22 protein-coding genes are annotated in these 24,699 nt (G+C 73.7%); 6 read left to right on the forward strand and 16 right to left on the reverse strand.

Annotated elements, in window-relative coordinates:
* Nucleotides 1-11 precede the first annotated feature (11 nt).
* The 3 genes from OG550_RS08035 to OG550_RS08045 form a co-directional block, all read right to left on the reverse strand.
* Entirely contained in the window at nt 12-1,373 is a 1,362-nt protein-coding gene (locus OG550_RS08035; protein WP_327675978.1) for a chloride channel protein, read from the reverse strand.
* Between the two features lie 267 nt (nt 1,374-1,640).
* Nucleotides 1,641-2,408, reverse strand: coding sequence for a TetR family transcriptional regulator (locus OG550_RS08040; protein ID WP_327683733.1), 768 nt, complete (start codon nt 2,406-2,408; stop codon nt 1,641-1,643).
* A 148-nt stretch (nt 2,409-2,556) separates the two neighbouring features.
* The gene (locus OG550_RS08045; RefSeq protein ID WP_327675979.1) at nt 2,557-3,708 is read right to left on the reverse strand and encodes an acyl-CoA dehydrogenase family protein; all 1,152 of its coding nucleotides are present in this window, start codon (nt 3,706-3,708) and stop codon (nt 2,557-2,559) included.
* A gap of 174 nt (nt 3,709-3,882) precedes the next feature.
* Between OG550_RS08045 and OG550_RS08050 the strand changes: the two genes are divergently transcribed.
* A complete protein-coding gene (locus OG550_RS08050) occupies nt 3,883-4,317 on the forward strand; it encodes a hypothetical protein (protein ID WP_327675980.1) in 435 nt (144 codons plus the stop codon).
* A 175-nt stretch (nt 4,318-4,492) separates the two neighbouring features.
* Here the strand turns inward: OG550_RS08050 and OG550_RS08055 are convergent, their stop codons facing one another.
* The 5 genes from OG550_RS08055 to OG550_RS08075 all read right to left on the reverse strand — a co-directional run bounded on the left by OG550_RS08055 (nt 4,493) and on the right by OG550_RS08075 (nt 10,146).
* Nucleotides 4,493-5,455 carry an electron transfer flavoprotein subunit alpha/FixB family protein gene (locus tag OG550_RS08055; protein WP_327675981.1) on the reverse strand — a complete coding sequence of 321 codons (963 nt, stop codon included), beginning with the start codon at nt 5,453-5,455 and terminating at the stop codon, nt 4,493-4,495.
* 68 nt (nt 5,456-5,523) lie between these two features.
* Nucleotides 5,524-6,309 (reverse strand): electron transfer flavoprotein subunit beta/FixA family protein, encoded by a 786-nt coding sequence (locus tag OG550_RS08060; protein ID WP_327675982.1) that lies wholly within the window; start codon nt 6,307-6,309, stop codon nt 5,524-5,526.
* Between the two features lie 285 nt (nt 6,310-6,594).
* Nucleotides 6,595-7,392, reverse strand: coding sequence for a family 1 encapsulin nanocompartment shell protein (locus OG550_RS08065; protein ID WP_327675983.1), 798 nt, complete (start codon nt 7,390-7,392; stop codon nt 6,595-6,597).
* Nucleotides 7,389-8,573 (reverse strand): Dyp-type peroxidase, encoded by a 1,185-nt coding sequence (locus tag OG550_RS08070; protein ID WP_327675984.1) that lies wholly within the window; start codon nt 8,571-8,573, stop codon nt 7,389-7,391. Before OG550_RS08070 ends, OG550_RS08065 begins: the two co-directional genes overlap by 4 nt.
* A gap of 214 nt (nt 8,574-8,787) precedes the next feature.
* Nucleotides 8,788-10,146 (reverse strand): MFS transporter, encoded by a 1,359-nt coding sequence (locus OG550_RS08075; protein ID WP_327683735.1) that lies wholly within the window; start codon nt 10,144-10,146, stop codon nt 8,788-8,790.
* Nucleotides 10,147-10,383: 237 nt separating this feature from the next.
* On the opposite strand from OG550_RS08075, the gene OG550_RS08080 reads away from it, so the two are divergent.
* Nucleotides 10,384-10,788 (forward strand): winged helix-turn-helix transcriptional regulator, encoded by a 405-nt coding sequence (locus OG550_RS08080; RefSeq protein WP_327675985.1) that lies wholly within the window; start codon nt 10,384-10,386, stop codon nt 10,786-10,788.
* A gap of 158 nt (nt 10,789-10,946) precedes the next feature.
* On the opposite strand, the gene OG550_RS08085 is transcribed toward OG550_RS08080, so the two are convergent.
* The 4 genes from OG550_RS08085 to OG550_RS08100 all read right to left on the reverse strand — a co-directional run bounded on the left by OG550_RS08085 (nt 10,947) and on the right by OG550_RS08100 (nt 14,853).
* Nucleotides 10,947-11,597 (reverse strand): FMN reductase, encoded by a 651-nt coding sequence (locus OG550_RS08085; RefSeq protein ID WP_327675986.1) that lies wholly within the window; start codon nt 11,595-11,597, stop codon nt 10,947-10,949.
* A complete protein-coding gene (locus OG550_RS08090; RefSeq protein WP_327675987.1) occupies nt 11,594-12,736 on the reverse strand; it encodes an LLM class flavin-dependent oxidoreductase in 1,143 nt (380 codons plus the stop codon). Before OG550_RS08090 ends, OG550_RS08085 begins: the two co-directional genes overlap by 4 nt.
* A 32-nt stretch (nt 12,737-12,768) precedes the next feature.
* Nucleotides 12,769-14,064 (reverse strand): MFS transporter, encoded by a 1,296-nt coding sequence (locus tag OG550_RS08095; protein ID WP_327675988.1) that lies wholly within the window; start codon nt 14,062-14,064, stop codon nt 12,769-12,771.
* 192 nt (nt 14,065-14,256) lie between these two features.
* Entirely contained in the window at nt 14,257-14,853 is a 597-nt protein-coding gene (locus OG550_RS08100) for a TetR/AcrR family transcriptional regulator (RefSeq protein ID WP_327675989.1), read from the reverse strand.
* A 133-nt stretch (nt 14,854-14,986) separates the two neighbouring features.
* On the opposite strand from OG550_RS08100, the gene OG550_RS08105 reads away from it, so the two are divergent.
* Entirely contained in the window at nt 14,987-15,748 is a 762-nt protein-coding gene (locus OG550_RS08105; protein WP_327675990.1) for a PP2C family protein-serine/threonine phosphatase, read from the forward strand.
* Between the two features lie 171 nt (nt 15,749-15,919).
* Here OG550_RS08105 and OG550_RS08110 read toward each other — a convergent pair whose 3' ends face one another.
* On the reverse strand, nt 15,920-18,502 hold the full coding sequence (locus OG550_RS08110) for a collagenase (RefSeq protein ID WP_327675991.1): 2,583 nt from the start codon (nt 18,500-18,502) through the stop codon (nt 15,920-15,922).
* A gap of 691 nt (nt 18,503-19,193) precedes the next feature.
* On the reverse strand, nt 19,194-19,766 hold the full coding sequence (locus OG550_RS08115) for a DoxX family protein (RefSeq protein ID WP_327675992.1): 573 nt from the start codon (nt 19,764-19,766) through the stop codon (nt 19,194-19,196).
* Nucleotides 19,767-20,029: 263 nt separating this feature from the next.
* Between OG550_RS08115 and OG550_RS08120 the strand changes: the two genes are divergently transcribed.
* On the forward strand, nt 20,030-21,217 hold the full coding sequence (locus OG550_RS08120; protein ID WP_327675993.1) for a helix-turn-helix transcriptional regulator: 1,188 nt from the start codon (nt 20,030-20,032) through the stop codon (nt 21,215-21,217).
* Here OG550_RS08120 and OG550_RS08125 read toward each other — a convergent pair.
* A complete protein-coding gene (locus tag OG550_RS08125; RefSeq protein ID WP_327675994.1) occupies nt 21,208-22,167 on the reverse strand; it encodes an SDR family oxidoreductase in 960 nt (319 codons plus the stop codon). The two genes, OG550_RS08120 and OG550_RS08125, sit on opposite strands and share 10 nt — an antisense overlap.
* 127 nt (nt 22,168-22,294) lie before the next feature.
* Between OG550_RS08125 and OG550_RS08130 the strand changes: the two genes are divergently transcribed.
* Together OG550_RS08130 and OG550_RS08135 are read left to right on the forward strand one after the other, a co-directional pair.
* Nucleotides 22,295-22,891 carry a TIGR03086 family metal-binding protein gene (locus OG550_RS08130; protein WP_327675995.1) on the forward strand — a complete coding sequence of 199 codons (597 nt, stop codon included), beginning with the start codon at nt 22,295-22,297 and terminating at the stop codon, nt 22,889-22,891.
* 121 nt (nt 22,892-23,012) lie between these two features.
* The gene (locus OG550_RS08135) at nt 23,013-23,585 is read left to right on the forward strand and encodes a hemerythrin domain-containing protein (protein ID WP_327675996.1); all 573 of its coding nucleotides are present in this window, start codon (nt 23,013-23,015) and stop codon (nt 23,583-23,585) included.
* Nucleotides 23,586-23,676: 91 nt separating this feature from the next.
* Here the strand turns inward: OG550_RS08135 and OG550_RS08140 are convergent, their stop codons facing one another.
* Complete coding sequence (locus OG550_RS08140) at nt 23,677-24,468, reverse strand: VOC family protein (protein ID WP_327675997.1); 792 nt, start codon at nt 24,466-24,468, stop codon at nt 23,677-23,679.
* Nucleotides 24,469-24,699: the final 231 nt, after the last annotated feature.

Below are 24,699 nucleotides of genomic sequence, written 5' to 3' on the forward strand. Positions count from 1 at the left end.
CGGGAAGGGCTTCAGGCGGTCCGGGCGGCGGTGCGGCGGTCCCGCAGGCTGCGGAGGAGTTCGCCGGTGATGAAGGCCGTCACGGCGGCCACGATCAGCAACGGCATCGCGTCCGTCGCGCTCGATCCCAGCAGCGCCGTCGCCAGCACGGTGCTGGTGACCGGCAGCCGCGTCACCGCCGCGCCGGAGGCGGCCAGGCCGGCCGCCAGGCCCGGCCCGACGCCGAGGCCCGGCAGCGGGCCGCAGGCCACCCCCATGGCGCCGCCGATCAGCACCGCCGGGAAGATCGGGCCGCCGCGCAGGCTGCCGAGCGCGATGCCCCAGCCGACCGCCTTGCAGAGGACCAGCCCCAGCAGTGCGCCCTCCGACCAGGAGCCGGGGTCGGCGGCGAGGGCGCCGAGGGTCGACTGTCCGGAGAGCGCGTCCTGCTCCGGCGAGCGGCCCGTCATCAGCGCGTACGCGGTGATGGTGACGCCGACCGCGACCGCGCAGAGCACCGTCCGGACCGCCGTCTGCCGGGGGGTCGGCACCGCGGCGGGGCCGCCGGGGCCCGCCGGGTCCCCGGTGGTGTAGGCCTTGACCCGGTGGCCGAGCATCTGGCCGGCCACGCAGACCACGGCGACGCCGACGGCGACCGGCACGCCCCAGAGGAAGTCGCCCGGATCGGGGGTGCCGCTGGGCGGTACCGAGGGCAGCGAGAGCGCGCCGATCGACAGCCCGGTCCAGTGGCCGAAGCCGGTGAACACCAGCGCGCCGATGCCGCTGGCCAGCAGACAGGGCAGGATCAGCGCGATCAGCCGCGGGCCGCCGAGCCCGGCCGCCTCGATCATCATCACGGCGGCGACCAGCGGGCTGCCGAAGATGGTGGAGATCGCCGCCGTCGAACCGGCCGCGCCGAGCACGGGTGCCAGCTGGGGCTGGGCGGTGCGCCGGGCGGAGCTCACGGCGAGCAGCGCCAGTCCGCTGCCCATCGCCATCAGCGGCGCCTCCGGACCGAGCACCACACCGAGCGGCAGGCAGACGAGCGCCGCCAGGATGACACCGGGCACGGCGTTCGGCATGACCGGCGGTCCGCCGAGTCCGTCGACCGGGACGTGGCCGCCGCGACCGGGCATCCGGGTGATGATCGGCGCCACCAGCAGTCCGGCGACCAGCAGCAGCGGCATCGGCCACCACCAGGGCGAGCGGTCGTAGCCGAGGGCCTCCGGGAGGCTCTCCCAGATCCAGTGCTGGAGTTCGTGCTCCAGGCTGACGAAGCCGAAGGCCGCCAGCGAGACCGGGGCACCGACCAGCGCCGCGATCAGCAGGAGGGCGATGTAGCCCTTGGTCAGCAGCAGACGGCGCAGGGTGGGATCACCGCTCTGCTCGGGCATGCCGGCTCCTTCGCGCTCCCCGGCCGGTCCACCCCCGGCCGCGTCCTGCGACCGAGTCTCGCCCGCGGCCGGCGGCCGCGCGCGGTAGGCGGCGCCCCGGGCCCGGCGCGCCCCGCCGGGGTTGCGCCGCACGGGTGAGCGGGGTGGCACGGAGGAGCAGGTGGCACCGAGGAGCAGGCGGCACGGGGCTAACGGGCACCGGGCGCTCCACACAGGGCCGGCCGGTCAGGCACCCGACGGGCGGTCAGGCACCCGACGGGCGGGCGGTCAGTCCTGCCGGACCCGGTGGGACTCCCCCAGCGCGCTCTCGATGCCCTGGACCATCCGCCAGAGCGGAGCGCTGCGGCTGGCGACCAGCACCACGACGTCGTCGTCCGCCCCGGCCCCGGAACCGCCCGCCCGGATCGCCGAGCCGGCACCGGTCCCCGGGAGGGCGGCGGGACCGGCGGCCCCGGAACCGTCCGGCGCCGCACCGCCGGGCCGGTCGCCCAGGGCGCCGGTGACGTACGACATCGCCCGGTCCACCTCGGCCACCCAGTCGCTCTCGCCGCCCGAGCGCAGCCAGGTGCGCAGCGCGTGGTTGTGCGCGGCGACCACGGCGGCGGCGATCACGTCGGCCCGCAGCGGCCCGTCGGGGCTGTCGCCGAAGCGGCCGCGCAGGTAGTGCGCGAGGGTGTGCTCGTACCGCCAGACCACGGAGAGCTCGTAGGCGCGCAGGCCGGGCACCTTGCGGGTGAGCCGGTAGCGCTGGACGGAGAAGGACGGCTGCTCGGCGTACATCCGCAGCACCAGCCGGGCGGCGTCGCTGGCCCGCCGGACCGGGTCCTCGTCACCGGTGCCGGACTCCAGGAACTCCGTCATCTCGGCGAGGCTGCGCTCGTGGTCGGGGAAGACCACGTCCTCCTTGGCCGGGAAGTAGCGGAAGAAGGAGCGCCGGCCGACACCGGCGAGCGAGACGATGTCGTCGATCGTGGTCTGTTCGAATCCGCGTTCCAGGAAGAGCTCGAAGGCGGCGGCGACCAGCGCCTCGCGCATCGCGGGCTTCGGCGGCCCGTCGTTCATGGGCTGGTCCTGCGCTTCCTTCTCGCTCATTCCCGGAACATAGCATCGACGTTCGAACACCCGGGCCGTCGCGCGTACGGCGTACCGCGGACCGGCCCGGGTGCCCGGGGGTGACGAAGGGTTACGGCAGGTTGCGGGCCATGACGATGCGCTGGATCTGGTTGGTGCCCTCGTAGATCTGGGTGATCTTCGCGTCCCGCATCATCCGCTCCAGCGGGTAGTCCCGGGTGTACCCGTACCCGCCCAGCAACTGCACCGCGTCCGTCGTGATCTCCATCGCCGCGTCCGACGCGAAGCACTTCGCCGCCGCCCCGAAGAACGTCAGGTCGCCGTCCCCGCGCTGCGACTTGGCGGCCGCCGCGTAGGTCAGCTGCCGCGCCGCCTCCAGCTTCATCGCCATGTCCGCCAGCATGAACTGCACGCCCTGGAAGTCACCGATCGGCTTCCCGAACTGCTTGCGCTCCCGCACGTAGCCCTTCGCGTAGTCCAGCGCGCCCTGGGCGATGCCCAGCGCCTGGGCCGCGATCGTCACCCGGGTGTGGTCCAGGGTCCGCATGGCCGTCGCGAAGCCGGTCCCCTCCGCGCCGATCATCCGGTCGGCCGGGATCCGCACGTCGTCGAAGTACACCTCGCGGGTCGGCGAACCCTTGATGCCGAGCTTGCGCTCCGGCGCGCCGAACGACACGCCCGCGTCGTCCTTCTCCACCACGAACGCCGAGATCCCCTTCGACCGTGCCTCGGGGTCGGTCACCGCCATCACGGTGTAGAACTCGGACACGCCCGCGTTGGTGATCCAGCGCTTCACGCCGTTCAGCACCCAGAAGTCCCCGTCCCGCACGGCCCGGGTCTTCATCCCCGCCGCGTCCGAGCCCGCGTCCGGCTCCGACAGGCAGTAGGAGAACATCCCCTCGCCGCGCGCCAGCGCCCCCAGGTACTTCGCCTTCAGCTCCGGCGAACCCGACAGCTGCACCGGCAGCGAACCGAGCTTGTTGACCGCCGGGATCAGCGAGGACGAGGCGCACACCCGCGCCACCTCCTCGATCACGATCACCGTCGCCAGCGCGTCCGCGCCCGCACCGCCGAACTCCTCCGGCACGTGCACCGCGTGCAGGTCGTTGCCCTGCAGCGCGTCCAGCGCCTCCTGGGGGAAGCGCCCCTGCTCGTCGACCTCCGCCGCGAACGGAGCGATCTTCGCCTCCGCCAGCGAACGCACCGCCTCGCGGAGCATCCCGTGCTCCTCGGAGATCCGGAAGAGATCGAAGTCCTGGCTCATGAGCGGCCACTCCTGTTTCACGACGTTCACGACGGTACTCAGTACCCTTCATTATGCACGTGCGGGACAGAAAGGGAACTCAGTGCCTTCCCAGAGCGGCACTGAGTTCCCTATCCTTTTCGCGGCGGACGCCGCCGAACCGGAAAGCCCGTCCGAGCGCAGGGAGATGACAACGTGGTCCACTCAGCCATCGACGCCGACATCGACAACGCCCCGCTGTTGTTCCAGCGCTGCGCCTGGTGCAGCAACCCGACCTTCCAGCGGCTGCTCTGCCCCACCTGCGGTTCCACCGACCTGCGCCTGGAGCGCAGCGAGGGCACCGGGGTGGTGCGGCGCTGCGCCGTCGAACAGGCGCGGACGCCGCTGGCCCGGCAGAAGTCGCTGATCAGGATGGCCGAGGGGTTCGACGTCTGGTGCATCGTCAACGGCCTGCGCTCCACCGTTCCGGTGGGCACGCGGGTGCGGCTGAGCGCACCGGCGGGCACCGAGCACCCGGCCCTGACGGTGCTGCCGCACGAGGAGCCGGAGCGCGTCCCGGCGCCGGACCCGCGCCCGCTGCCGCCGCTCCAGGGCGGGTTCACCCAGCACCTGGCGGCGTTCGCGGAGTAGCGCGCGGGGTGGACACCCGGTACGCCGAGCCGGGCGTCCGCACGTCGCCCGTGCCGCGCCCGTACGGGCCCCGGCACGGCCTACCGGCCGCGCGTCCGGCGGCAGCAGTGAGGGCGTGGCACCGAGTACCCCGGGGTACTCGGTGCCACGCCCTCCGGCGCAGCGGCCGGGCTGATCAGCCCTTGCGGGCCTTCACCTCGGCGGTGAGCTGCGGCAGCACCTCGAAGAGGTCGCCGACCACGCCGTAGTCCGCGAGCTCGAAGATCGGGGCCTCGGGGTCCTTGTTGACGGCCACGATGGTCTTCGAGGTCTGCATGCCGGCCCGGTGCTGGATGGCGCCGGAGATGCCGTTGGCCACGTAGAGCTGCGGCGAGACCTGCTTGCCGGTCTGGCCGACCTGGTTGGTGTGCGGGTACCAACCGGCGTCGACGGCGGCGCGCGAGGCGCCGACGGCCGCGCCCAGCGCGTCCGCGAGCTCCTCGACCACGCCGAAGCCGGCGGCCTCGCCGACGCCGCGGCCGCCGGAGACCACGATGGCGGCCTCGGTCAGCTCGGGGCGGCCGGTGGAGACGCGGGGGGTGCGCGAGACGACCTTGGCGGCGTTGCCGGTGAAGGCGACGGCGACGTCCTCGACGGCGCCCGCGGCCGGGGCGGCCTCCGGGGCGACGGCGTTCGGCTTGACCGCGATGACCGGCACACCGGTCGAGACGCGGGAGTCGACGGTGAACGAGGCGGCGAACACCGACTGGGTCACGACCGGGCCGCCGTCGCCGGCGCGGAGGTCGACGGCGTCGGTGATGATGCCGGAGCCGAGGCGCAGCGCCACGCGGGCGGCGACCTCCTTGCCCTCGCCGGAGGAGGTGACGAGGACCGCGGCGGCCTCGGCGGCCTTGGCGATCTGGGCCAGGGCGTCCACCTTGGGGACGACCAGCTGGTCGGCGAACTCGGCGCCGTCGGCCGTGTAGACCTTCGCCGCGCCGTACTCGGCGGCCTTGGCCGCGATCGCCGCGGCGGCCGCGCCGGCGCCGAGGACGACCGCGGAGGGCTCGCCGATCCGGCGGGCCAGGGTCAGCAGTTCGAGGGCCGGCTTGCGGACCGCACCGTCGGCGTGGTCCACGAGGACGAGAATCTCAGCCATTGCTCAATGTCTCCGTACGTGCTGGGAGTGGTGGGGGGAGGTGGGGCGGGTGCGGGACCGGGATCCGATCAGATGAACTTCTGGTCGGCGAGGAAGCCCGCGAGCGCCTTGCCGCCCTCGCCCTCGTCCTTGACGACCGTGCCCGCGGTCCGCGCCGGACGCGCGGCCACCGACTCCACCGCCGTCCACGAACCCGCCAGACCGACCTCGTCCGCCTCGATGCCCAGGTCGTCCAGGTCCAGCGACTGCACCGGCTTCTTCTTCGCCGCCATGATCCCCTTGAACGACGGGTAACGGGCCTCACCCGACTGGTCCGTCACCGAGACCACCGCCGGCAGCGCGGCCTCCACCAGCTCCGTCGCCGCGTCACCGTCACGACGGCCCCTCACCACACCGCCCTCGACCGACACCTCCGACAGCAGCGTCACCTGCGGCACGCCCAGACGCTCCGCCAGCAGCGCCGGCAGCACACCCATCGACCCGTCCGTCGACGCCATACCGCCGATCACCAGGTCGAACCCGGTCTTCTCCAGCGCCTTCGCCAGCACCGCCGACGTCCCGATCACATCCGAACCGTGGATGTCGTCGTCGTTCACGTGCACGGCCTTGTCCGCACCCATCGACAGCGCCTTGCGCAGCGCGTCCTTCGCGTCGTCCGGACCGACCGTCAGCACCGTCACCTCGGCGTCACCGCTCGCCTCCGCGATCCGCAGCGCCTGCTCCACGCCGTACTCGTCCAGCTCCGACAGGAGGCCGTCCACGCCCTCCCGGTCGGTGGTGTGGTCGTCCGCGAAACGACGGTCGCCCGTCGCGTCCGGCACGTACTTCACACAGACAACGATCCTCAAGCTCATGAGCGGTTCTCCTGGTACGGGTGCACTTGGGTACGGGTGCACTGGTCCACGGCCTCAGGTCAATGCCGAGGGTACTGAGTGCCAAGTCCGGCGCGCCGCGCCCCGCGTGCGGCGCGCGCCACCTGGACCGGCATGCCCTGTCGGCTCTCTTCGACTGGCGTCAGAGGCTCTCCCGAGAGAATACGGCACTCAGTACCCCTCGTAAAGGAACTCAGTACCCTTCGGCCGTCCCGGAGCCCCGCCGGGCGGGCGGGGCGTCGGCGCCCCGGGCCGTCGGGCGGGCGCTCAGGCCCCCAGGGCGACGGCCGCCTCGGCGGTGAGGATGCGGAAGGTCATCGACTCCTGGAGGTAGAGGTCGACGGTGTCGGGGGTATGCGAGAGGTAGCCGACGGAGACGTCCTGGCCGAGCACGAGCTCGAAGTCGCCGCCGCGGGCGGAGAGCAGGAAGGCGCCCTCGATGGCGGGGGCCCAGATGATCTCGCCGTCGAGCAGGCGGGCGATGTGGGCGGCCACCGGGTAGCCGTGGTCCGAGGTCTCGCTGACGGCGGTGTACGCGTCGGCGCCGAGGAGCAGGGCGTAGGGGCCGCCGACCCCGGCGAGGCGCAGGGCGGTGAGGGCCTGGCTGGCGGCGGTGGGGTAGTCCCGGACGTCGGCGGGGAGCGGGACCGGCGGGTTGGAGGCGCCGGCCCGGATGCCCTCGATCCCGGCCGCCCGGTAGCCCTCGAAGACGGCGCGGTCCTCGGCGCGGGCGAGCGCCCGGGCGGCGTCCTTGACCGGCTGCCAGTCGGAGTCGCGGGAGCCGCGTTCGACGTCGTCGACGGCCTCGCGCGAGACGGTGAAGGGGACGCGCAGTTCGACGACCGGCCGGGCCTCCCGGGCGTGCGCGAGGACGCCGTCGGCGGGCGGGTCGATGGCGCTCAGGTGGCCGGTGCCGACGGCCGCGAGGGTGAGGCCCTCGGGGCCGCTGAGGTCGACCACCCGACGGCCGGCCACGTGCAGTTTGAAGGTCTGCCGGGCCTCCTCCTCGATCTCCTCCCAGGCGGCGGCCGAGACGGGGGCGAGGTCGCGGTGCAGGTTGTTCATGGTGCGGGGGTCCTTTTCAGGCTGCCGATGGCGAGCGAGCCATCGAGGACGGCGGGGACGGGCGGGGTGACGGGCGCTGCGCCGACGGCTGCTGCTGCTTCGACGACGGCTTCGGCTTCGGCTTCTGCTTCTGCTTCGGCCGTGCGACCGGGGGCGGTGTCGGCGCGGGCGGCGGGGACGGCGTCCGGCGCGGGCGGCGGATCGTCGAGGAAGTCCGCGGTCGGCACGTGGAAGAGGGTCCCGGTGACGGCGGTGGAGAAGTCCAGCAGCCGGTCGTACGCACCCGGCGGGCGGCCGACGAACATGTTCCGCAGCATCTCCTCGGTCACCTCCGGGGTGCGCGCGTAGCCGATGAAGTAGGTGCCGAACTCCCCGCCTCCCCCGAACGACCCGAAGGCCATGTTGAACCGCATGATCTGGCGCTCCTCCCCGTCCGGTCCGGTGACGGAGGTCAGGGAGACGTGCGAGTCGGCGGGCTGGGAGTCGTCGTCGAGTTCGATGTCGGTGAGCTTGGTCCGGCCCACCGCCCGCTCCTGCGCCTCGACCGGCAGCCGGTTCCAGGCGTCCAGGTCGTGCAGGTACTTCTGCACGATGACGTAGCTGCCGCCCGCGAACCCCGGGTCCTCGGGGCCGATCCGGACGGCTGCCGCGGCCGCCCGCCCCTCGGGGTTCTCGGTGCCGTCGACGAAGCCGAGCAGGTCGCGGTCGTCGAAGTAGCGGAAGCCGTGGACGGCGTCGACGACGGTGGCGGCCCCGGCGAGCCTGCGGGTGAGCTGTCCGGCCAGTTCGAAGCAGAGGTCCATCCGGGCGGCCCGCAGGTGGAAGAGCAGGTCGCCGGGGGTGGCCGGGGCGCGGTGGCGGGCTCCGGCCACCTCCCGGAACGGGTGCAGTCCGGCCGGGCGGGGACCGGCGAAGAGGCGGTCCCAGGCGTCGGACCCGATACCGGTGACGCAGGTCAGGCCCGCGTCGGGGGCCCGGAAGCCGACGGCGCGGCGCAGGCCCGCCAGGTCGGGGAGCAGTGCGCGGACGGCCCGCTCGCCGCCGGGGTCGACGGTGAGGACCAGGAAGATCGCGGCACTGGTGAGCGGGGTGAGGACGGGTTGCCCGTCGGGCGGGTCGGCGGACGGCGCCGGGCCGGCGGGCGGGGGGCGGTCGGCGGGCGGGGGCGGTACGGGCGGCATGGCTGACTCCGGTCTCCGGGGCCTGATCATCCGTACGATTACACCCCAGAGCGGACATTTCGGCGCGGTCGCCACCCCCGAACGCCCGAGTGCCCGGGAGGCCCGCACCGGGTGGACTGTCCGTCCGGTGCGGGCCTCCCGGGCCCCCGTTCCACGGGGTGCGGGGTGCGGGGTCGGGTCTGCCGGGTGCGGGGCCGTCCCGCGGGGTGCGGGGTCAGGTCCGGCTGCGGCGGCGCAGGCCGGACGCGGTGACCAGCGCGCCGAGCGCGACCGCCACGACCGGCACCACCAGCGCGGCGCGGAACCCGTCCAGCCCGGCCTGCGCGCTGCCGCCGGCGCCGGTCGCCGCCAGGTTGACGGTGGTCACCACCGAGAGCCCGAGCGCCGCGCCGAACTGGAAGGAGGTGTTGAGCAGCCCGCCGGCCAGCCCCTGCTCCTCCTCGGCGACGCCGTCGGTGGCGGCGATGGTGAGCGGCCCGTAGGCGAGGGCGAAGGCCAGCCCGGTGAGGATCATGGTCGGGAACATCATCGGGTACGTCCAGTCCATCCCGACCGGCAGGAACAGCGCGTACGAGACGGCCGCCAGGCAGAAGCCGCCGAGGATCACCCGGGCGTTGCCGAACCGCTCGACCAGCTTCGGCGTGAGGGTCGGCGCCAGCACCGCGTCCACGCCGACGGCCAGCAGGGCGAGGCCGGTCTGCAGCGAGGACCAGCCGCGCAGGTCCTGCAGGTAGAGGGTGACGGTGAACTGGAAGCCGAAGAACGAGCCGGCGAAGAGCATCGCGCCGAGGTTGGCGCGCAGCAGCGGCCCGGAGCGCAGGAGGCCGAGGCGGACCAGCGGCGCGGCGGAGCGCCGTTCGACCGCCGCGAAGGCGGCGAGCAGTGCCAGCCCGCCGGCCAGCGCGGCCACCGTCCAGAGCACCTCGGCGCCGGGCTCGCCGAGCCGGACCACCGCGTAGACCAGCAGCAGCATCGAGCCGGTGGCGGTGACGGCGCCGGCCAGGTCGAAGCGCTCACCGGGGCGGCGGACGGGCGCCTCGTCGCGCGGGATCAGCGGCAGTGCGGCGATCAGCAGGGCGCCCGCCAGCAGGACGGGGGCGAAGAACACCCAGCGCCAGCTGACCGCGGTGAGCAGCCCGCCGGCCACCAGGCCCAGCGAGAACCCGGCCGCCGCCGTGCCCGCGTAGACCAGCAGGGCGCGGTTGCGGCGCGGCCCCTCGGCGAAGGCGGTGGTGATGACGGCCAGGCCGGCAGGGGTCATGAAGGCCGCCGAGAGCCCGGTGACGAAGCGGGCCAGGATCAGCATCCAGCCCTCGGTGGCGAGGCCGCCGAGACCGGAGAAGAGCACGAAGACGGTGAGCCAGACCAGGAACATCCGGCGCCGGCCGAGCAGGTCGGCGGTCCGGCCGCCGAGCAGCATGAACCCGCCGTAGCCGAGCACGTAGGCGCTCAGCACCCAGCTCAGCGAGCCGGTGCTCATGCCCAGGTCGGCGCGGATCGAGGGGAGCGCCACGTTGAGCATGGCGACGTCGATGCCCTCCAGGAAGATCGCTCCGCAGAGCACGAGGAGCACGGCGGCCTCCCGGCCGCCGAAGCGGGACGCCGCCGGGGGCTCGGGGGCGGTGACCGGGCCGCCGGTCTCGGACCGGCTTCCGCTTTCGGGCACGGCTGATGACACGGACACGGAACTCTCCTGGGAGTACGCGGGGAGGCGAGGGCGACAGCGACCCGGTTCCTGTTCGGCCGGTCGGTTCCCTCTTGTAACCACTGCCATCCTGAGGCAGCATCAGGAGGTGTGGAAGAAGGCACTTTGAAGTTACCGACGCACTGCGCGGGTACCGAGGACGACTACGCCGCGCTCCAGTGGGACACCCGGGAGGACTGCGAGGTCCGGCAGATCCTCGACCGGATCGCCGACAAGTGGTCCCTGCTGGTCATCGCGCTGCTCGACCGGCGCTCGCTGCGGTTCACCGAGCTGCGGCGGGAGATCGACGGGGTGAGCCAGCGGATGCTGACCGTCACGCTGCGGCAGCTGGAACGGGACGGCCTGGTCGAGCGGACCGTGCACCCGGTCGTCCCGCCCCGGGTGGACTACGCGCTGACACCGCTCGGGCGGACGCTGCACGCCACCATCCAGTCGCTGGTGACGTGGACCGAGGCGCACCAGCGGGAGATCTCGGCGGCCCGCGCCTCGTACGACGCCCGGGCGGTGTGAGCGGGCGGGAGGCGTGAGCGGGCGGGCGGTGTGAGCGCCCGACGGGACCGCCCGGCACCGCACGGCACCGCACGCGGACGTGCGGAGGGGCGGGCCCGTTCCCGGACCCGCCCCTCCCCCGTGGACCACTGACCCCGTGGACCGCTGCCCCCGCGGGGTCAGACCCGCAGGGCCGCCAGTTGCTCGGCGAACGGCACCACGGCCTCGGCCGCCTTGCCGGACGCCGGCCCCGGCTGCTCCGGCCGGGCCGCCGGCACGCGACCGCCCAGGAGTGCGGCCAGCTCGCCGCCCGCCCGGTCGATCCTCCCGGGGAGGCCGTCGGTGAGCCGGTCCCCCGCCGTGCCCCAGTCGTCGGTGGCGGCGTACACCGCCGTCGGGACGACCACCGCGCGCAGGTAGCCGAACAGCGGGCGCACGGCGTGCTCCAGCGCCAGCGAGTGCCGGGGCGTGCCGCCGGTGGCGGCGATCAGCACCGGCTTGCCGGTGAGCGCGTCCGGGTCGATCACGTCGAAGAACGACTTGAACAGCCCGCTGTACGAGGCGGCGAAGATCGGTGTCACCGCGATCAGCCCGTCGGCCCGGGTAACCGCCTCGATCGCCCCGCGGAGCGCGGCGCTCGGGAAGCCGGTGACCAGGTTGTGCGCGATGTCGGTTGCGAGGTCGCGCAGTTCGACCACCGTCACCTCCACCGGCCGCCCGGTGGAGCCGAGCTGACGGACCGTCGCTTCGGCCAGCCGGTCGGCGAGCAGGCGCGTCGAGGACGGCTTGCTCAGACCGGCGCTGACCACCACCAGCCGGTACGCGGTCACTTGGACACCTCCGTGGTCCCGTACTGCTCGTCGTTCGCGCCCTGCTCCTGCCGCCCGCCCTGTCCGGCGAGCTCGGCCGCGACCCGGGCCGCGTGGGTCGGCCCGTCCGGGACCGAGGCCGGGCGTCCCTTGGCGAACTCCGCGCGCAGCACCGGGACGACCTCCTCGCCGAGCAGGTCCAGCTGCTCCAGCACGGTCTTCAGCGGCAGGCCGGCGTGGTCCATCAGGAACAGCTGGCGCTGGTAGTCGCCGAAGGACTCGCGGAAGGTCAGCGTCTTCTCGATGACCTCCTGCGGGCTGCCCACGGTGAGCGGGGTCTCGTCGGTGAACTCCTCCAGCGAGGGCCCGTGCCCGTAGACCGGCGCGTTGTCGAAGTACGGGCGGAACTCGCGCACCGCGTCCTGCGAGTTCTTCCGCATGAACACCTGGCCGCCGAGGCCGACGTACGCCTGCTCGGCCGTGCCGTGCCCGTAGTGGGCGTAGCGCTCGCGGTAGAGCTCGACCAGCTTCTGGAAGTGCTCCTTGGGCCAGAAGATGTTGTTCGCGAAGAAGCCGTCACCGTAGTAGGCGGCCTGCTCGGCGATCTCCGGGCTGCGGATCGAGCCGTGCCAGACGAACGGCGCGACGCCGTCCAGCGGGCGCGGGGTGGAGGTGAAGGACTGCAGCGGGGTGCGGAAGCGGCCCTGCCAGTCCACCACGTCCTCGCGCCACAGCTGGTGCAGCAGCGCGTAGTTCTCGATCGCGAGCGGGATGCCCTGGCGGATGTCCTTGCCGAACCACGGGTAGACCGGGCCGGTGTTGCCGCGGCCCATCATGAGGTCCACCCGGCCGTCCGCGAGGTGCTGGAGCATCGCGTAGTCCTCGGCGATCTTCACCGGGTCGTTGGTGGTGATCAGCGTGGTCGAGGTGGAGAGGATGATGCGGTCGGTCTGCGCGGCTATGTAGCCGAGCATGGTCGTCGGCGAGGACGGGACGAACGGCCGGTTGTGGTGCTCGCCGGTCGCGAAGACGTCCAGGCCCACCTCCTCGGCCTTGCGCGCGATGGCCACCATGGCCTTGATCCGCTCGTGCTCGGTCGGGGTGCGGCCCGTGGTCGGGTCGGGGGTGACGTCGCCGACGGTGAAGATTCCGAACTGCATGCTGCTCACCACACTCCTGGTGAATCCCGGCTTCAGGATCCGATCGTCAAAGTTTCAACCACCTTAGCACCGGCTGCCCCGGTGGTATTCCCCCCGGCGCCCGGATCCCCGTCCGCGGCCGCGACCGCGACCGCACGGTCGCCGGACGCGGCGCGGTGGAGCTCGGGAGCGCGGTCGGCGGCGGCGGGTGCACGGCGGGCCGACAGGACCTCCGGCAGGAGGGTGAGCAGACCGCCGAGCGCCAGGGCCACGCCCAGCCAGAGCGGTGCGCGCAGGCCCCAGGCGTCGATGGCGAGGCCGCCGAACGAGGTGCTGACGATGATGCCCAGGGTGATGAAGGAGGAGTGGACGGTGTTCACCAGTGGACGGGCGTTTCCGGTGCGCTGGACCCGGGAGACCATCGCCGGGTTCATCGTGACCCCCACCAGGCCGACGCCGAGCAGGAAGGCCACGGCCGGCACCGGCAGGTGGGCGAAGAGCGCGAAGCCCGCGAGGAACGCGGCGTTCAGCGCGAGGCCGAGGACCAGCACGGGCACCGCGTGGCGGTCGGCGAACCGGCCGACCACGGTGTTGCCGACGACGGTGGCCGCACCGTAGGCGACCAGCAGCAGCGGAACGGACCCGGCCGCGAAGCCGGTGACCTCGGTGAGGATCGGGTTGACGTAGCTGAACGCGGCGAACGTCGCGCCGATGACCAGGGTGCTGGTGGAGAAGACCAGCCAGAGCCGCGGATTGCGGAAGACGCCCAGCTCGGAGCGGACGGAGCCGCCGCCCTCGGCGTGGTCGACGTCGGGCACGCCGAGGAGGGTGCAGAGCGCGGCGGCCACGGTGAGCGCGGCCACCGCCCAGAAGGCGGCCCGCCAGCCCAGGTGATCCCCGATCACGGTGGCCAGCGGCAGGCCCAGCAGGGTGCCGAGCATCAGGCCGTTCATCGCGACGGCGATCGCCCGGCCGCGGACCTCGGGGCGGGCGAGCTGGGCGCTGAGCGAGATCGAGACGCCGAAGAAGGCCTGCGCGGCGACGCCGGTGACCACCCGGGCCGCCAGCATGACCGGGTAGCCGGAGGCGGTCGCGGCGAGCACGTTCCCGATCAGGAAGATCGCGAACACGAGCATCAGAGCACGCTTCTGACGCACCCTCAGGAGTGCGGCGGTGAGGACGGGCCCGCCGAAGGACATCGCGACGGCGAAGGCCGTGATCAGGTAGCCGACCTGCGGGACGGTGACGTCGAGGCCCTCCGCCAGCTGCGGCATCAGCCCGGCGACGGCGAACTCGCTGGTCACCATGGCGAAGATGCCGAGGGCGAGGACGTACACGGCACGTGGCATGGAAAGTGCTCCCGGTGGTGTGGACGGATGTTTTGGATTGATCGGTTCAAAATCAGGGCAGGGCGAGACACCGGGGGTCGGCGACGGAACCCCGTTCACCGGCGGACGCGTTCGGCCCCGAGCACGGACCCGACCGACGGGCGCGGACCCGGCCGGCGGGCACGGGGAAGGCGGGGCGCACCCCCGGAGGGATCAGGGGGCGAGCGCGTCCAGTGCCGTCGCGGCGACGGCCTCGACGGCCGCCCGGTCGGCCCCGCCCTGGGCGGCGACCCGCATCCCGCCGATCACCGCGTTGAGGAACCGGGCGAGGTCACCCGGGGCACGCCGCGCGGCGATCTCGCCCGACCGCTGCCCGGCCGCCAGCACCTCGCGGAGCGCGACCAGCCGGATCTCCTGGTCACGGGCCACCATCGCGGCCGCCTCCGGGTCGCGCCCGGCCAGTTCGACGATGGTGTTCACGGTCAGGCAGCCGACGCTGCGCCCCTCCGGGCGCAGTGCGAACTCGGCGTCGACGATCCGGTCGAACAGGGTGCGGATCCGCTCCGACGGGGAGAGTTCCGCGTCCTCCAGGAGGGCGATCTGCGGGATGGTCATCAGGTCGATGTAGCGGGCCAGCGACCGCTTGAACAGGTCGTGCTTGCTGGTGAACGTGTTGTAGATGCTGCTCCGCCCGAGGCCGGTCGCCGCGCAGAGGTCCTGCGTGGAGGTGGCCTCGTAGCCGTTCGCCCAGAACGCGCGCATCGCCGCGTCCAGCGCCCGGTCCTCGTCGAAGGTGCGCGGTCTCGCCATGGCAGCACCGTAGCCTTTTTGGATCGATCGGTGCAATACCTTCGGGCGGAGCCGCCGGCGCAGGCCCGGCGCGCGACAATGGGAGGGGTCGGAGGGGGCGGCCGGGCCGGAGCTCCGGAAGGACGGCGAACCGATGACGGCCTACATCGAGGTGAGCGCGCTGAGCCACGAGGGCCTGGTGCGGGAACGGAACGAGGACAGCCTCACCGTCGGGCCGTGGACCCTCTGCGCGACGGTGACCACCAACCCGCAGACCATGCTCTTCCCGCTCGGCCCGCCCTGCGTGGTCGCGGTCGCCGACGGCCTCGGCGGCCACCCCGGCGGCGAGGTCGCCAGCGCACTGGTCGCCCGGCGGCTGGCGGCGGCCGGGCCGGACCTCGACGGCGAGGAGACCGTCCGGGAGGCGCTCCAGGAGTGCAACCGGGCGGTGTACGCGGCGGCGGCCGACGATCCGGCACTGGCCGCGATGGGGACGACGGTGGCCGGGGTCGTGCTGCTGACCGACCAGGCGGTCGTCTTCAACGTCGGCGACAGCCGGGTCTACCGGATCGAGGGGACGGGGCTGCGCCGGGTCAGCGTGGACGACAGCCCTCCCCTGCCGCCCGGTCGGCGCACCACCGCCCTGGTCACCCAGTCGCTCGGCGGCTCGCTCGGCCTCACCTTCGTCGAACCGCACGTGCGCTGCACGCCGCTGGCCGTCGGCGACCGGTACCTGGTGTGCAGTGACGGGCTGACCGACCCGCTGCCGGAGGACGAGCTGTTCGACCTGCTGGACCGCCCCGCCGAGGAGCCCGGCCGGGCCGACGGGCGGGCGGCGTTCGCGCTCTGGAAGGCCGCGATCGAGGCCGGCGGACCGGACAACATCACGCTGGCGCTGGTCCGGGTCGGCGCGTAGGGACCGGGCCCGGACAGGAGGGTGCCCCCGGCGGTGCGTCGCGCACCGCCGGGGGCACCCGGGTGGTCGTGCTGCCGTCGCCGGCCGCTCAGCCGCCGGCCGTCATCGGTCGGCGATCGGTCGGCGGACGTCGGCCGGCATCGGCCGGCGCCGTCAGGCGCCGTCCGGTCCTCAGTACTCGGCCTTGATGTTCGCGCCGGAGAAGCCCTGCTGGGCGTACAGGCTGACGAACACGTAACCCGCGGGCGGGTTGGCGATGGTGAGGGTCTCGGTGTTGTTGGAGGCGTTGACGGACCGGGCGGTGTACGCGTTGGTGTAGGCCCAGCTGCCGGTGTTGAAGTACATGTCGGCGTTGCCGGTGCCACCGGTGCTGGTCAGCTTCAGCTGCTTCACCCCGGCCGGGAGGTACAGGTAGAAGTGGGTGTAGTTGCCGGTGGTCGCGGCCAGGTTGCTGCGGCGGCAGTTCTTGTCCATCTGCCGGACGTCGGCGCCGGAGCACTCGGGCAGACCCGCCACGGTGACGTCCTGCCGGGCGGTCGCGGTGGCGCCCTTGTCGTCGGTCACCGTGAGCGTGACGGTGTAGGTGCCCGCCTTGGTGTACCACTTGGTCGGGTTGGTGGTGGTGGCGGTGGTGCCGTCGCCGAAGTCCCAGGCGCGGGTGGTGATCCTGCCGTCCGTGTCGGTCGAGCGGTCGGTGAAGGTGACGGCCAGCTCACCGATCGCGGTGCCGAAGGCGGCGGTGGGCGGCTGGTTGCCCGGGGTGGGGGTGTTGCAGGCGCCGGCGGCGCAGGCGGTCAGCCAGCGGTCGAAGTCGGCGTCGTACCGGGTGCCGATGGTGCTGGTCAGGTAGGTGCGGGCGCCGGCCCAGTCGCCCGTGCGGTACTTGGCGAGCACGGCGTCCATGTCGCTGCGGTGCTGCTCCAGCATGTAGCGGACGGCCAGGTAGCCCCAGCGGTAGACCCGCTCGCTGTCGGAGTTCTTGTAGGTGGTGTCGAAGAGGGTGGAGAGCTTGTAGGTGTGCAGGCCGGCGGCGGAGACCGCCGCGTCGTACGAGACCTTGCGGTAGGAGTAGGAGACGTACTCGGCGAAGCCCTCGACCCACCAGACGGTCGGGGTGGTCATGCCGGCGTCGAAGTCGCCGTACATGTCGAACCGGCCGTCGAGGTAGTGGGTGTACTCGTGGTTCAGGTTCCAGATCTGGAAGTCGGGGCGCGCCCACTCGGCCTCGTAGGCGAGGAAGCGCGGCTGGTTGCCGGCCTCGGCGGGCTTGCCCTCCAGGTACATGCCGCCGTTGTTGGTGTCGATGCCGTAGATGCTCGCGGCGAACACCCCGTAGTCGAACCGGGAGTGGAAGACCACGACCTCGATGGTGGTGTTCCGGTCGTCCGCCACCGCGCCGTTGTCCTTGGCCACCGTGTGGAAGTAGGCGTCCTGGGAGGTCAGGCTGGAGCAGGCGGTGCCGAGCTGGCCCGCGTCGAGGGCCTGGGCGAGGATCCGGATGCTCGGGCTGCAGGTGTAGTTGACCGTCAGGACGGCCGACTTGAGCCGGTTGACCGAGTCACAGGTGCCGTAGTACGAGCAGTTGCCCGGGTCGAAGGCCTCGGCCATCTCCGCGACGGCCGCCCACTGGTAGGCGGTGCGACCGGACGGCGAGGACTGGTCGGCCAGGCCCTTCTCCAGCGGCCGGACCTTGGCCCGGAGCGGCTCGTACTTCAGGAAGCGGCCCAGCTCGCGGGTCGCGTTGTAGACCAGGAAGCTGTAGTCGCCGCCGAGTTGGGCGTTGTTGGAGCTCGCGAAGGAGTACAGCGCGTCGAGCACGCCCGGGTCGGCCTGGACGGCGTCGGCGAAGCCGGTCGTCTGGTGGCCGCGCCAGAGCACGGTGAAGACGCTGTTGAGCGCGTTGCCCATCCCCGCCGGGTTGTGGGTGGCGGCGCTGTAGTCGCCCAGCAGCCGCTTGACGACCGGGAGGTAGCGGACGTTCTCCTGAGCGCTGTCGATCAGGGTGATCGCCTCGCCGAGGGTGCCGGCGTTGGCGGAGGTGACGTCACGCGAGTGGGAGCTGCCGAAGAAGCCGTCCAGTGCGGACCGGATCGCGGTCTGCAGGGCGGTGCCGTAGGTGCCGACGTCGGCCGGGTGGTACCACTGCACGAAGTAGCCGGCGCGCAGGTAGAGCACCAACTGGGCGGTGGAGGTGGAGTTGTCGCCCGGGTAGGCGGCGGCGTTGTCGCGCAGGGCGTACGCCACGGTGGTCATCTGGGATTCCCGGAAGGCCCCGCTGGCGTCACCACCGGTCAGGACGAACAGGTCGTTGATACAGCCGAGGTCGGCGGCCTTGATCGCCTGGACCAGGGCGCCGCCGGTGCGTCCGGTGAAGTCGGAGACGTTGCAGGTCTGTTCGGCGACCGCCGCGGCCGCGCTCTCGCCGAAGCTCTTGGCGAGAGCATTGTCCTTGGCGGCCTTCGACGGGCTGTCGGCCTTGTCGGGCACGGTGGTCGAGAACGGGGCGCGGTCATTGGCGGACACCGGCCGGTTCTTGCCGTGGTCGTCGGGCGTCTCGCCGATGGCCGGCTGAGGGGCCGGGTCGGCGGGGGCGGCCGAGGTGGCGGGCGAGCCGCCGCCGGGCGGCGGCGAGGCCGGGACGGGGGCGGCCTGGCTGCGCGGGGCGAACAGGCCGACCGACAGGAGCAGCGCCAGGGCGAGCGTCAGCAGCCTGGCGATGTGGGGTAGTTGGTGCAGAGGGCGTGCGGCTCTCACGTGGGGGCCTCCGGGCCTGATCGGCCGCGTTGGGGGCGCGGCCGGTGGGAGGTGAGGACCGTTGCGACGGCGCCGTGGGGCGGCTCCGTCGAGCACCGGTGGGGAGTGTGACATGTACAATGGCACACATCACATGACGAGGGGAAGGCCCCGGAACGGACGAAAAGCGAACGGCCTCATCCACGAGGGGCGTTCGGTTCGCGGAGGCGGCCGTGGAGGGGCGGAGGCGCTGGTCGGCGGGGGTGCCGGACGGCACCGGCCGACGGGGTGCGGTGCCGGGGCGTCAGGAACGGGCGGCCCGGGCGGAGGCGGGTCCGGCCGGAGGCGGGTCCGGCGGGAGGCGGGTCCGGCGGGAGGCGGGTCCGGCGGGAGGCGAAACCGGTCGGAGGCGGGTCCGGCGGGAGGCGAAACCGGTCGGAGGCGGGTCCGGCGGGAGGCGAAACCGGTCGGAGGCGGGTCCGGCGGGAGGCGAAACCGGTCGGAGGCGGGTCCGGCGGGAGGCGAAACCGGTCGGAGGCGGGTCCGGCGGGAGGCGAAACCGGTCGGAGGCGGGTCGCGCGCACGGCGGCCGACGCGGACGCGCGAGGGGCCACCGGTCGGATGACCGGTGGCCCCTCGTGGAACCCGGTGGCTCAGGACCTCGCGCCCGGCTCCCCGCCGCGGGGCGGCGAACCGTCGAGGTGCGGGTCCGTCACTTGCGCACGAGCAGGACCACGCCGGCCGTCACCAGGCCGACCAGCACGGCACCCGCGCCGTACACCAGCCGGTGCGAGCGCACCACGGGCAGGTAGCGGTCCACGGCGTAGCGGCCGGGACCGGTCAGGGCGAGCGCGGCGGAGGCGGCGATCAGCAGCAGTTCGTACTCGCTGCCGCCCTTGGCGGCGAAGAAGGTGCTGCTCCAGGTCACCGCGAGGGCGTTGAGCATGGTGCCGAGGATCGCGGCGGCGGCCAGCGGGGTCAGCAGGCCGACCACGAGCGCGAGCCCGCCGCCGACCTCGGTGAGACCGGCCACGACGGCCATGGCCTTGGGCGCCGGGTACCCGCTCTTGTCGAAGAAATGACCGGTGCCGTCGATTCCACCGCCGCCGAACCAGCCGAACAGCTTCTGGCTGCCGTGGGCGGCCATGGTGAGGCCGAGGACCACGCGCAGCAGCAGCAGGCCGACGTCGTAGGCGTGCGGTGAGGCCACCCCGGCCCCGGGGATCGCCCGGGCCGAAGCGGAGGTGGTGGTGGGGGCGGTCGTGCTCGGGCTGCTGCTCGGCATGCGCGTCTCCATCGATGGGGGGTCGGTCGAGGAAGCTGGTTGTTCAAATTCGAACCAGCGCTGTTCGACCGTACCTGGAAGTTTGAATTTGAACAACCAGCTCGCACGAGGAGATTTGGCGTGGGCGAGTCAAGGAGTGGTGTAGACCGGCGCACGGGGGCGCACCGGGGAACGGCGCTCCCGCCGCCGGAGGCGCCGAAGCCCCCGGGCGGCCGGGCGGGGCCGGTAGCGCACCCGTCCAACGGGTTGGTGATCATTGGCGCATGCGTGCCGCCCGCCTGATCCGCATGGCCTTCCTCGTCCAGTCGAACCCCGGCGTGACCGCCGCCACCCTCGCCCGCGAGCTGGAGGTGTCCGAGCGGACGGTGATCCGCGATGCCCAGGCCCTGCAGGAGGCGGGCATCCCGGTCCGCTCCGAGCGCGGCCGGGTGGGCGGCTACCACCTGCCACCGGGCTACCGGACCCGGCTCACCACGCTCCACCCCACCGAGGCCGAGACCCTCTTCCTGTCCGGCCTGCCCACGGCCCTGCGGGACCTCGGACTGGCGGACGAGGCGAGCGCGGCCCGGCTGAAGCTGACGGCCACCCTGCTCCCGTCGGTGCGCACGGCGGCCGAGTCGTCCAGAGGCCGCTTCCACCTCGACGCCCCGGCCTGGTTCCGCGAGCCGCGAGCGCCGCGGCTGCTGCCGGAACTGGCCCGCGCGGTGTGGTCGGACCGGACCGTGGAACTGTCGTACGCCCGAGCGGGCGGGGACGGCTCCCCGCCCGCCGCGGTGACGCGCGTGGTGGAGCCGTACGGGCTGGTCCTGAAGGCGGGCGTCTGGTACCTGGTGGGCCGCGTCCCCGTCGGGGCGGCCGACCGCGCTCCCGGCGGGGCGGACCTGCGGGCCTCGGGTGGGCCGGCCGACCGCGCTCCCGGCGGGGCGGACGGACGGACCCCGGGCGGGGCGGCCGACCGTACTCCCGGCAGCGCGGACGGACGGACCCCGGGCGGGGCGGCCGGGCGGGAACGTGACGGTGCCTGGCGCACCTACCGCGTCGACCGCATCACCGCCCTCGCCCCCGCTCCGCACGCCGAGGAGCCGTTCGTCCGTGATCCGGCCTTCGACCTGGCGGCGCACTGGGAGGAGCGCTCCGCCGGGTTCGCGCGGGCGCTGCTGCGCACGAGCGTCACGGTGCGGCTGACCGGGTGGGGCCTGCGACGCCTGCCCGCCGTCATCGACGCGGCCGGCGTCGAGGAGGCGCTGGCCTCGGCGAGCGGGCCGGACGCCGCCGGGCGGGTCACGCTCGACGTACCGGCGGAGTCGGACGAGGTCGCGTTCGACCAGCTGTCCAGGCTGGGCGCCGAGGTGGAGGTGCTGGCCCCGGCGGGCCTGCGCGCCCGCTTCCGCGAGCGCGCGTCGGCCCTGGCCGCCCTCTACGGGGCGGACGACCCCGGGGATCAGCGGTAGTCGTCGGGCGAGCCGTCCTTCCCGCCGTAGGTGACGTCCTCGAAGTAGGCCCAGGCGTCGGGCCGGCTGCCGTCCACGTCCCGCACGTCGTACGCCCTGGCGAGCTCCCCGCTGGAGGTGGACCTGCCGTTCCAGCGGGCGGCCCGGTCCGGGTCGGCGGCCAGTGCCGCGACCGCGCGTGCGAGGTAGCTCGGCGACTCGGCGATCGCGAAGGCCGGTTCCCGGGCGATGGCGTCGCGCCAGTTCTCCTCGGCGACCCCGAAGTGGGCGAGCATCTGCTCCGAGCGCAGGAAGCCCGGCGACACCGCCACCGCCGCACCCCCGTACTCCGCCAGCTCCTGGCCCAGCCCGAAGGCCAGCCGGATCGGGGCGTTCTTGGCCAGGTCGTAGTACATGTTCTCGCGGTAGCGGCGGTTGGAGACCGCCGTGCCGTCGGTCACCTCCACGTGCAGCGGCGCGTCGGACCGGATCAGCAGCGGCAGCAGGAGCGCCGCCGTGATCACGTGCGAACGGACCCCGAGTTCCAGGATGCGCAGGCCGTCGGCGAGCGGCGTCTCCCAGCTCTTCCTGCCGAACACGGAACGGGTGAGCAGGTGCTCGCCGCCCCACAGGTCGTTGACCAGGATGTCGAGGCGGCCCTGCTCGCGCCCGATCCGCTCGGCGAGGGCGCGGACCCGCTCCTCGTCGAGGTGGTCGGTGGGGACGGCGATCCCGGTGCCGCCGGCCGCGGTGACGAGCTCCGCGCTCTCCTCGATGGTCTCCGCGCTCCGGCCGACCTCGCTGGCCCGGGTGCGGGTGGTGCGTCCGGTGACGTAGACGGTGGCGCCGGCGCGGCCGAGCTCGACGGCGAGGGCGCGCCCGGCACCGCGGGTGGCCCCGGCCACGAGTGCGATCCGACCGGAGAGCGGGCCGTTCCGGCCGTCGTCGGGGGTGGTGGTTTCACGGTTCATGTCGTCGATCGTCCACGGTAAAAGTGACAGGGCACGTCACCCTTTCCCGGCCGGGCCACACGGATTTCCGGCGGGCCGAACCGGGCACCGGCGCGCGGGGCCGGGCGCGGCGGGGCAGGGTGGAGGTATGGCTCACCGCAGGGAACACCGGAAGGCGGCCCGGCCGGACACCCCGTACACCGAGGCCCTGTCCGCGTTCGGCGACCGCGTGCGACTGGTCACCCCCGACCAGTGGGACGCGCCCACGCCGTGCGCCGACTGGTCCGTCCGGGAGCTGGTCAACCACCTCACCGCCGAGCAGCTCTGGGTGCCGGAGCTGCTGATGGGCTCGACCGTCTCGGAGGTCGGCGGCCGGTTCGACGGCGACGTGCTCGGCACCGACCCGGTCGCCGCCTGGACGGCCGCCGCCGACGCCGCCCGCGACGCGTTCGCCGTGTCCGGCGCCACCGAACTCACCGTCCACCTGTCCTTCGGCGACGTCTCCGGGCAGTACTACCTGGACCAGCTCACCGCCGACGCCGTCGTGCACGCCTGGGACCTCGCCGAGGGCATCGGCCGGCGCACCCGGCTGCCCGCCGGGCTGGTCGAGTTCGCGCTCGGCGAGTACACCGGCTACGGGGACCTCTCCGGCAGCGGCCTCTTCGACCCGCCGCTCCCCGTCCCGGCCGACGCCGGCCCGCAGACCCGCCTGCTCGCCCTCACCGGGCGCCGGGACCGCCCCTGACCTGCTCCGTCACCGGACGGCCGCCCGGGTGCGAACCGCGACGCCGGATACTGGGGGTATCGGGACACATCGGCACCCATCGGACGAGACCGGACGAGACCGGACGGGAGGCGGGCGCGCCATGAGCCGCAGGCCGGACATCCTGGACGAGTTCACCGCGGAGCACCGGGCGGTGGAGGAACTGCTCACCCGGATCGAGGCCGGGCTCGGGGCGGGCTCCGCGACACCGGAGGCACCGGGAGCACCGGAGGAGCCGGACGGAGCGGGGACGGCGGATACCCCCGGTTCCACGGGAGCCGCGGGCCCGGCGGGGACCGCGGAGGCGTCCGCCGAGCTGGACGAGGCCGCCGGACTCCTCACCGATCTGCTCTTCAGCCACTGCGCCGCCGAGGAGGAGCACCTGTTCCCGGTCGTCCAGCACGACGTGCCCGACGGCGGGGCGCTGGTGTTCCGGTGCATCCACGACCACCTGGCGATCGGCCAGTACCTCTCCGACCTGCAAGGACTCCCGCCCGGGGACCCGACCGCCGGCACCCTGCTGCAGGGCCTCGCCGAACTCCTCCGCCGACACCTGGCGACGGAGGAGGAACAGCTCTACGCAGCAGCCCGCAAGGCCCTGCCGGCCGATACCCGTGCCGCCCTCGCCGAACGGCTGCGCACCACACGGGCGGAGATCGCCGAAGCCGGGCCGTGACCCGGGGAGACCCGCCCCAGGGGTCTGCCGGCGGCCCCCACGGCGATCTGACACCACGGTCCGCGCGGGAGGCGCCACCGTCACCCGGAGCTCAGCGCTTGGGGCTGATCACCGCGAAGCGGCCGCCCTCCGGGTCCTGGAGCCGGGCCACCCGGCCGTAGGGCGAGTCGAAGGCCGGGCCGACCACCGTCCCGCCCAGTGCCTCCGCCCTGGCCAGCGCGGCATCGGTGTCCGGCACCGAGAACGACACCTCCCAGTGCGGGGGCAACCCCGCCGGGCCGCCCGCCTGCTCCCTCGCGAGGGCGGCCACGCTGTGCCCCTCCGCCCGGAGCACCACCCGGTCGTGCTCCCAGCGCACCTCGAACCGCTCCGGGTCCCGGCCGTCCCAGCGGAACACCTCGCCGTAGAAGAGCGCGGCCGCGAACGGATCCGGTGTGCGCAGCTCGATCCAGACCGGTGCGCCCGGCAGGTCCAGTTGCCGGGCCCGGCCCGGCGGGCCCTCCCAGATCCCGAACAGCGCGCCCGCCGGATCGGCGGCGAACGCCACCCGCCCCGCGTCGAAGGTGAGCGGGCCGACGGCGAGCGTCGCCCCCCGCTCACGAACCGCGTCGGCGGCGGCGTCGGCGCTCTCGGTGCCGAAGTAGCTGGTCCAGGCGACGGGCATGGCCCAGTCGCCGCCCGCCACGCCGAGCCCCGCGACCGCCTCCCCTCCGGTCACCGCGTGCACGTACGGGCCGAAGCGGTCCGGTGCGGGCTCGAACTCCCAGCCCAGCAGCGGCCCGTAGAACGCCTCGGCCGCGTCGAGATCGCGCGTCGCCAGGCTCACCCAGCACGGAACGGCCGCCACACAGCGCACCGTGGCCGTCGCCTCACCGCTGCCCATCGCGCACCTCCTGGTCCCGGCCGCCGGGCCCCTCCCGACTCCCACGGCCGACCGGCCGCCCGGGCGGGTTCAGCCTAGGCCGACGAGACGACCCGGGCGCGGCACGGCACGCAGGACCGGCGCGCGTGCGGGAGCGGGGCCGGGCTGGGAGGCGGGAGGACCGGGCGCGCGCCCCCGTGCCGAAGGTCCGGTCGACGGCGGGTGCGGGGCCGGCGGTGGGCGCCGTTCCGG

Source organism: Kitasatospora sp. NBC_00458, assembly GCF_036013975.1.
In the GTDB taxonomy this organism is placed as follows: Bacteria; Actinomycetota; Actinomycetes; order Streptomycetales; family Streptomycetaceae; genus Kitasatospora.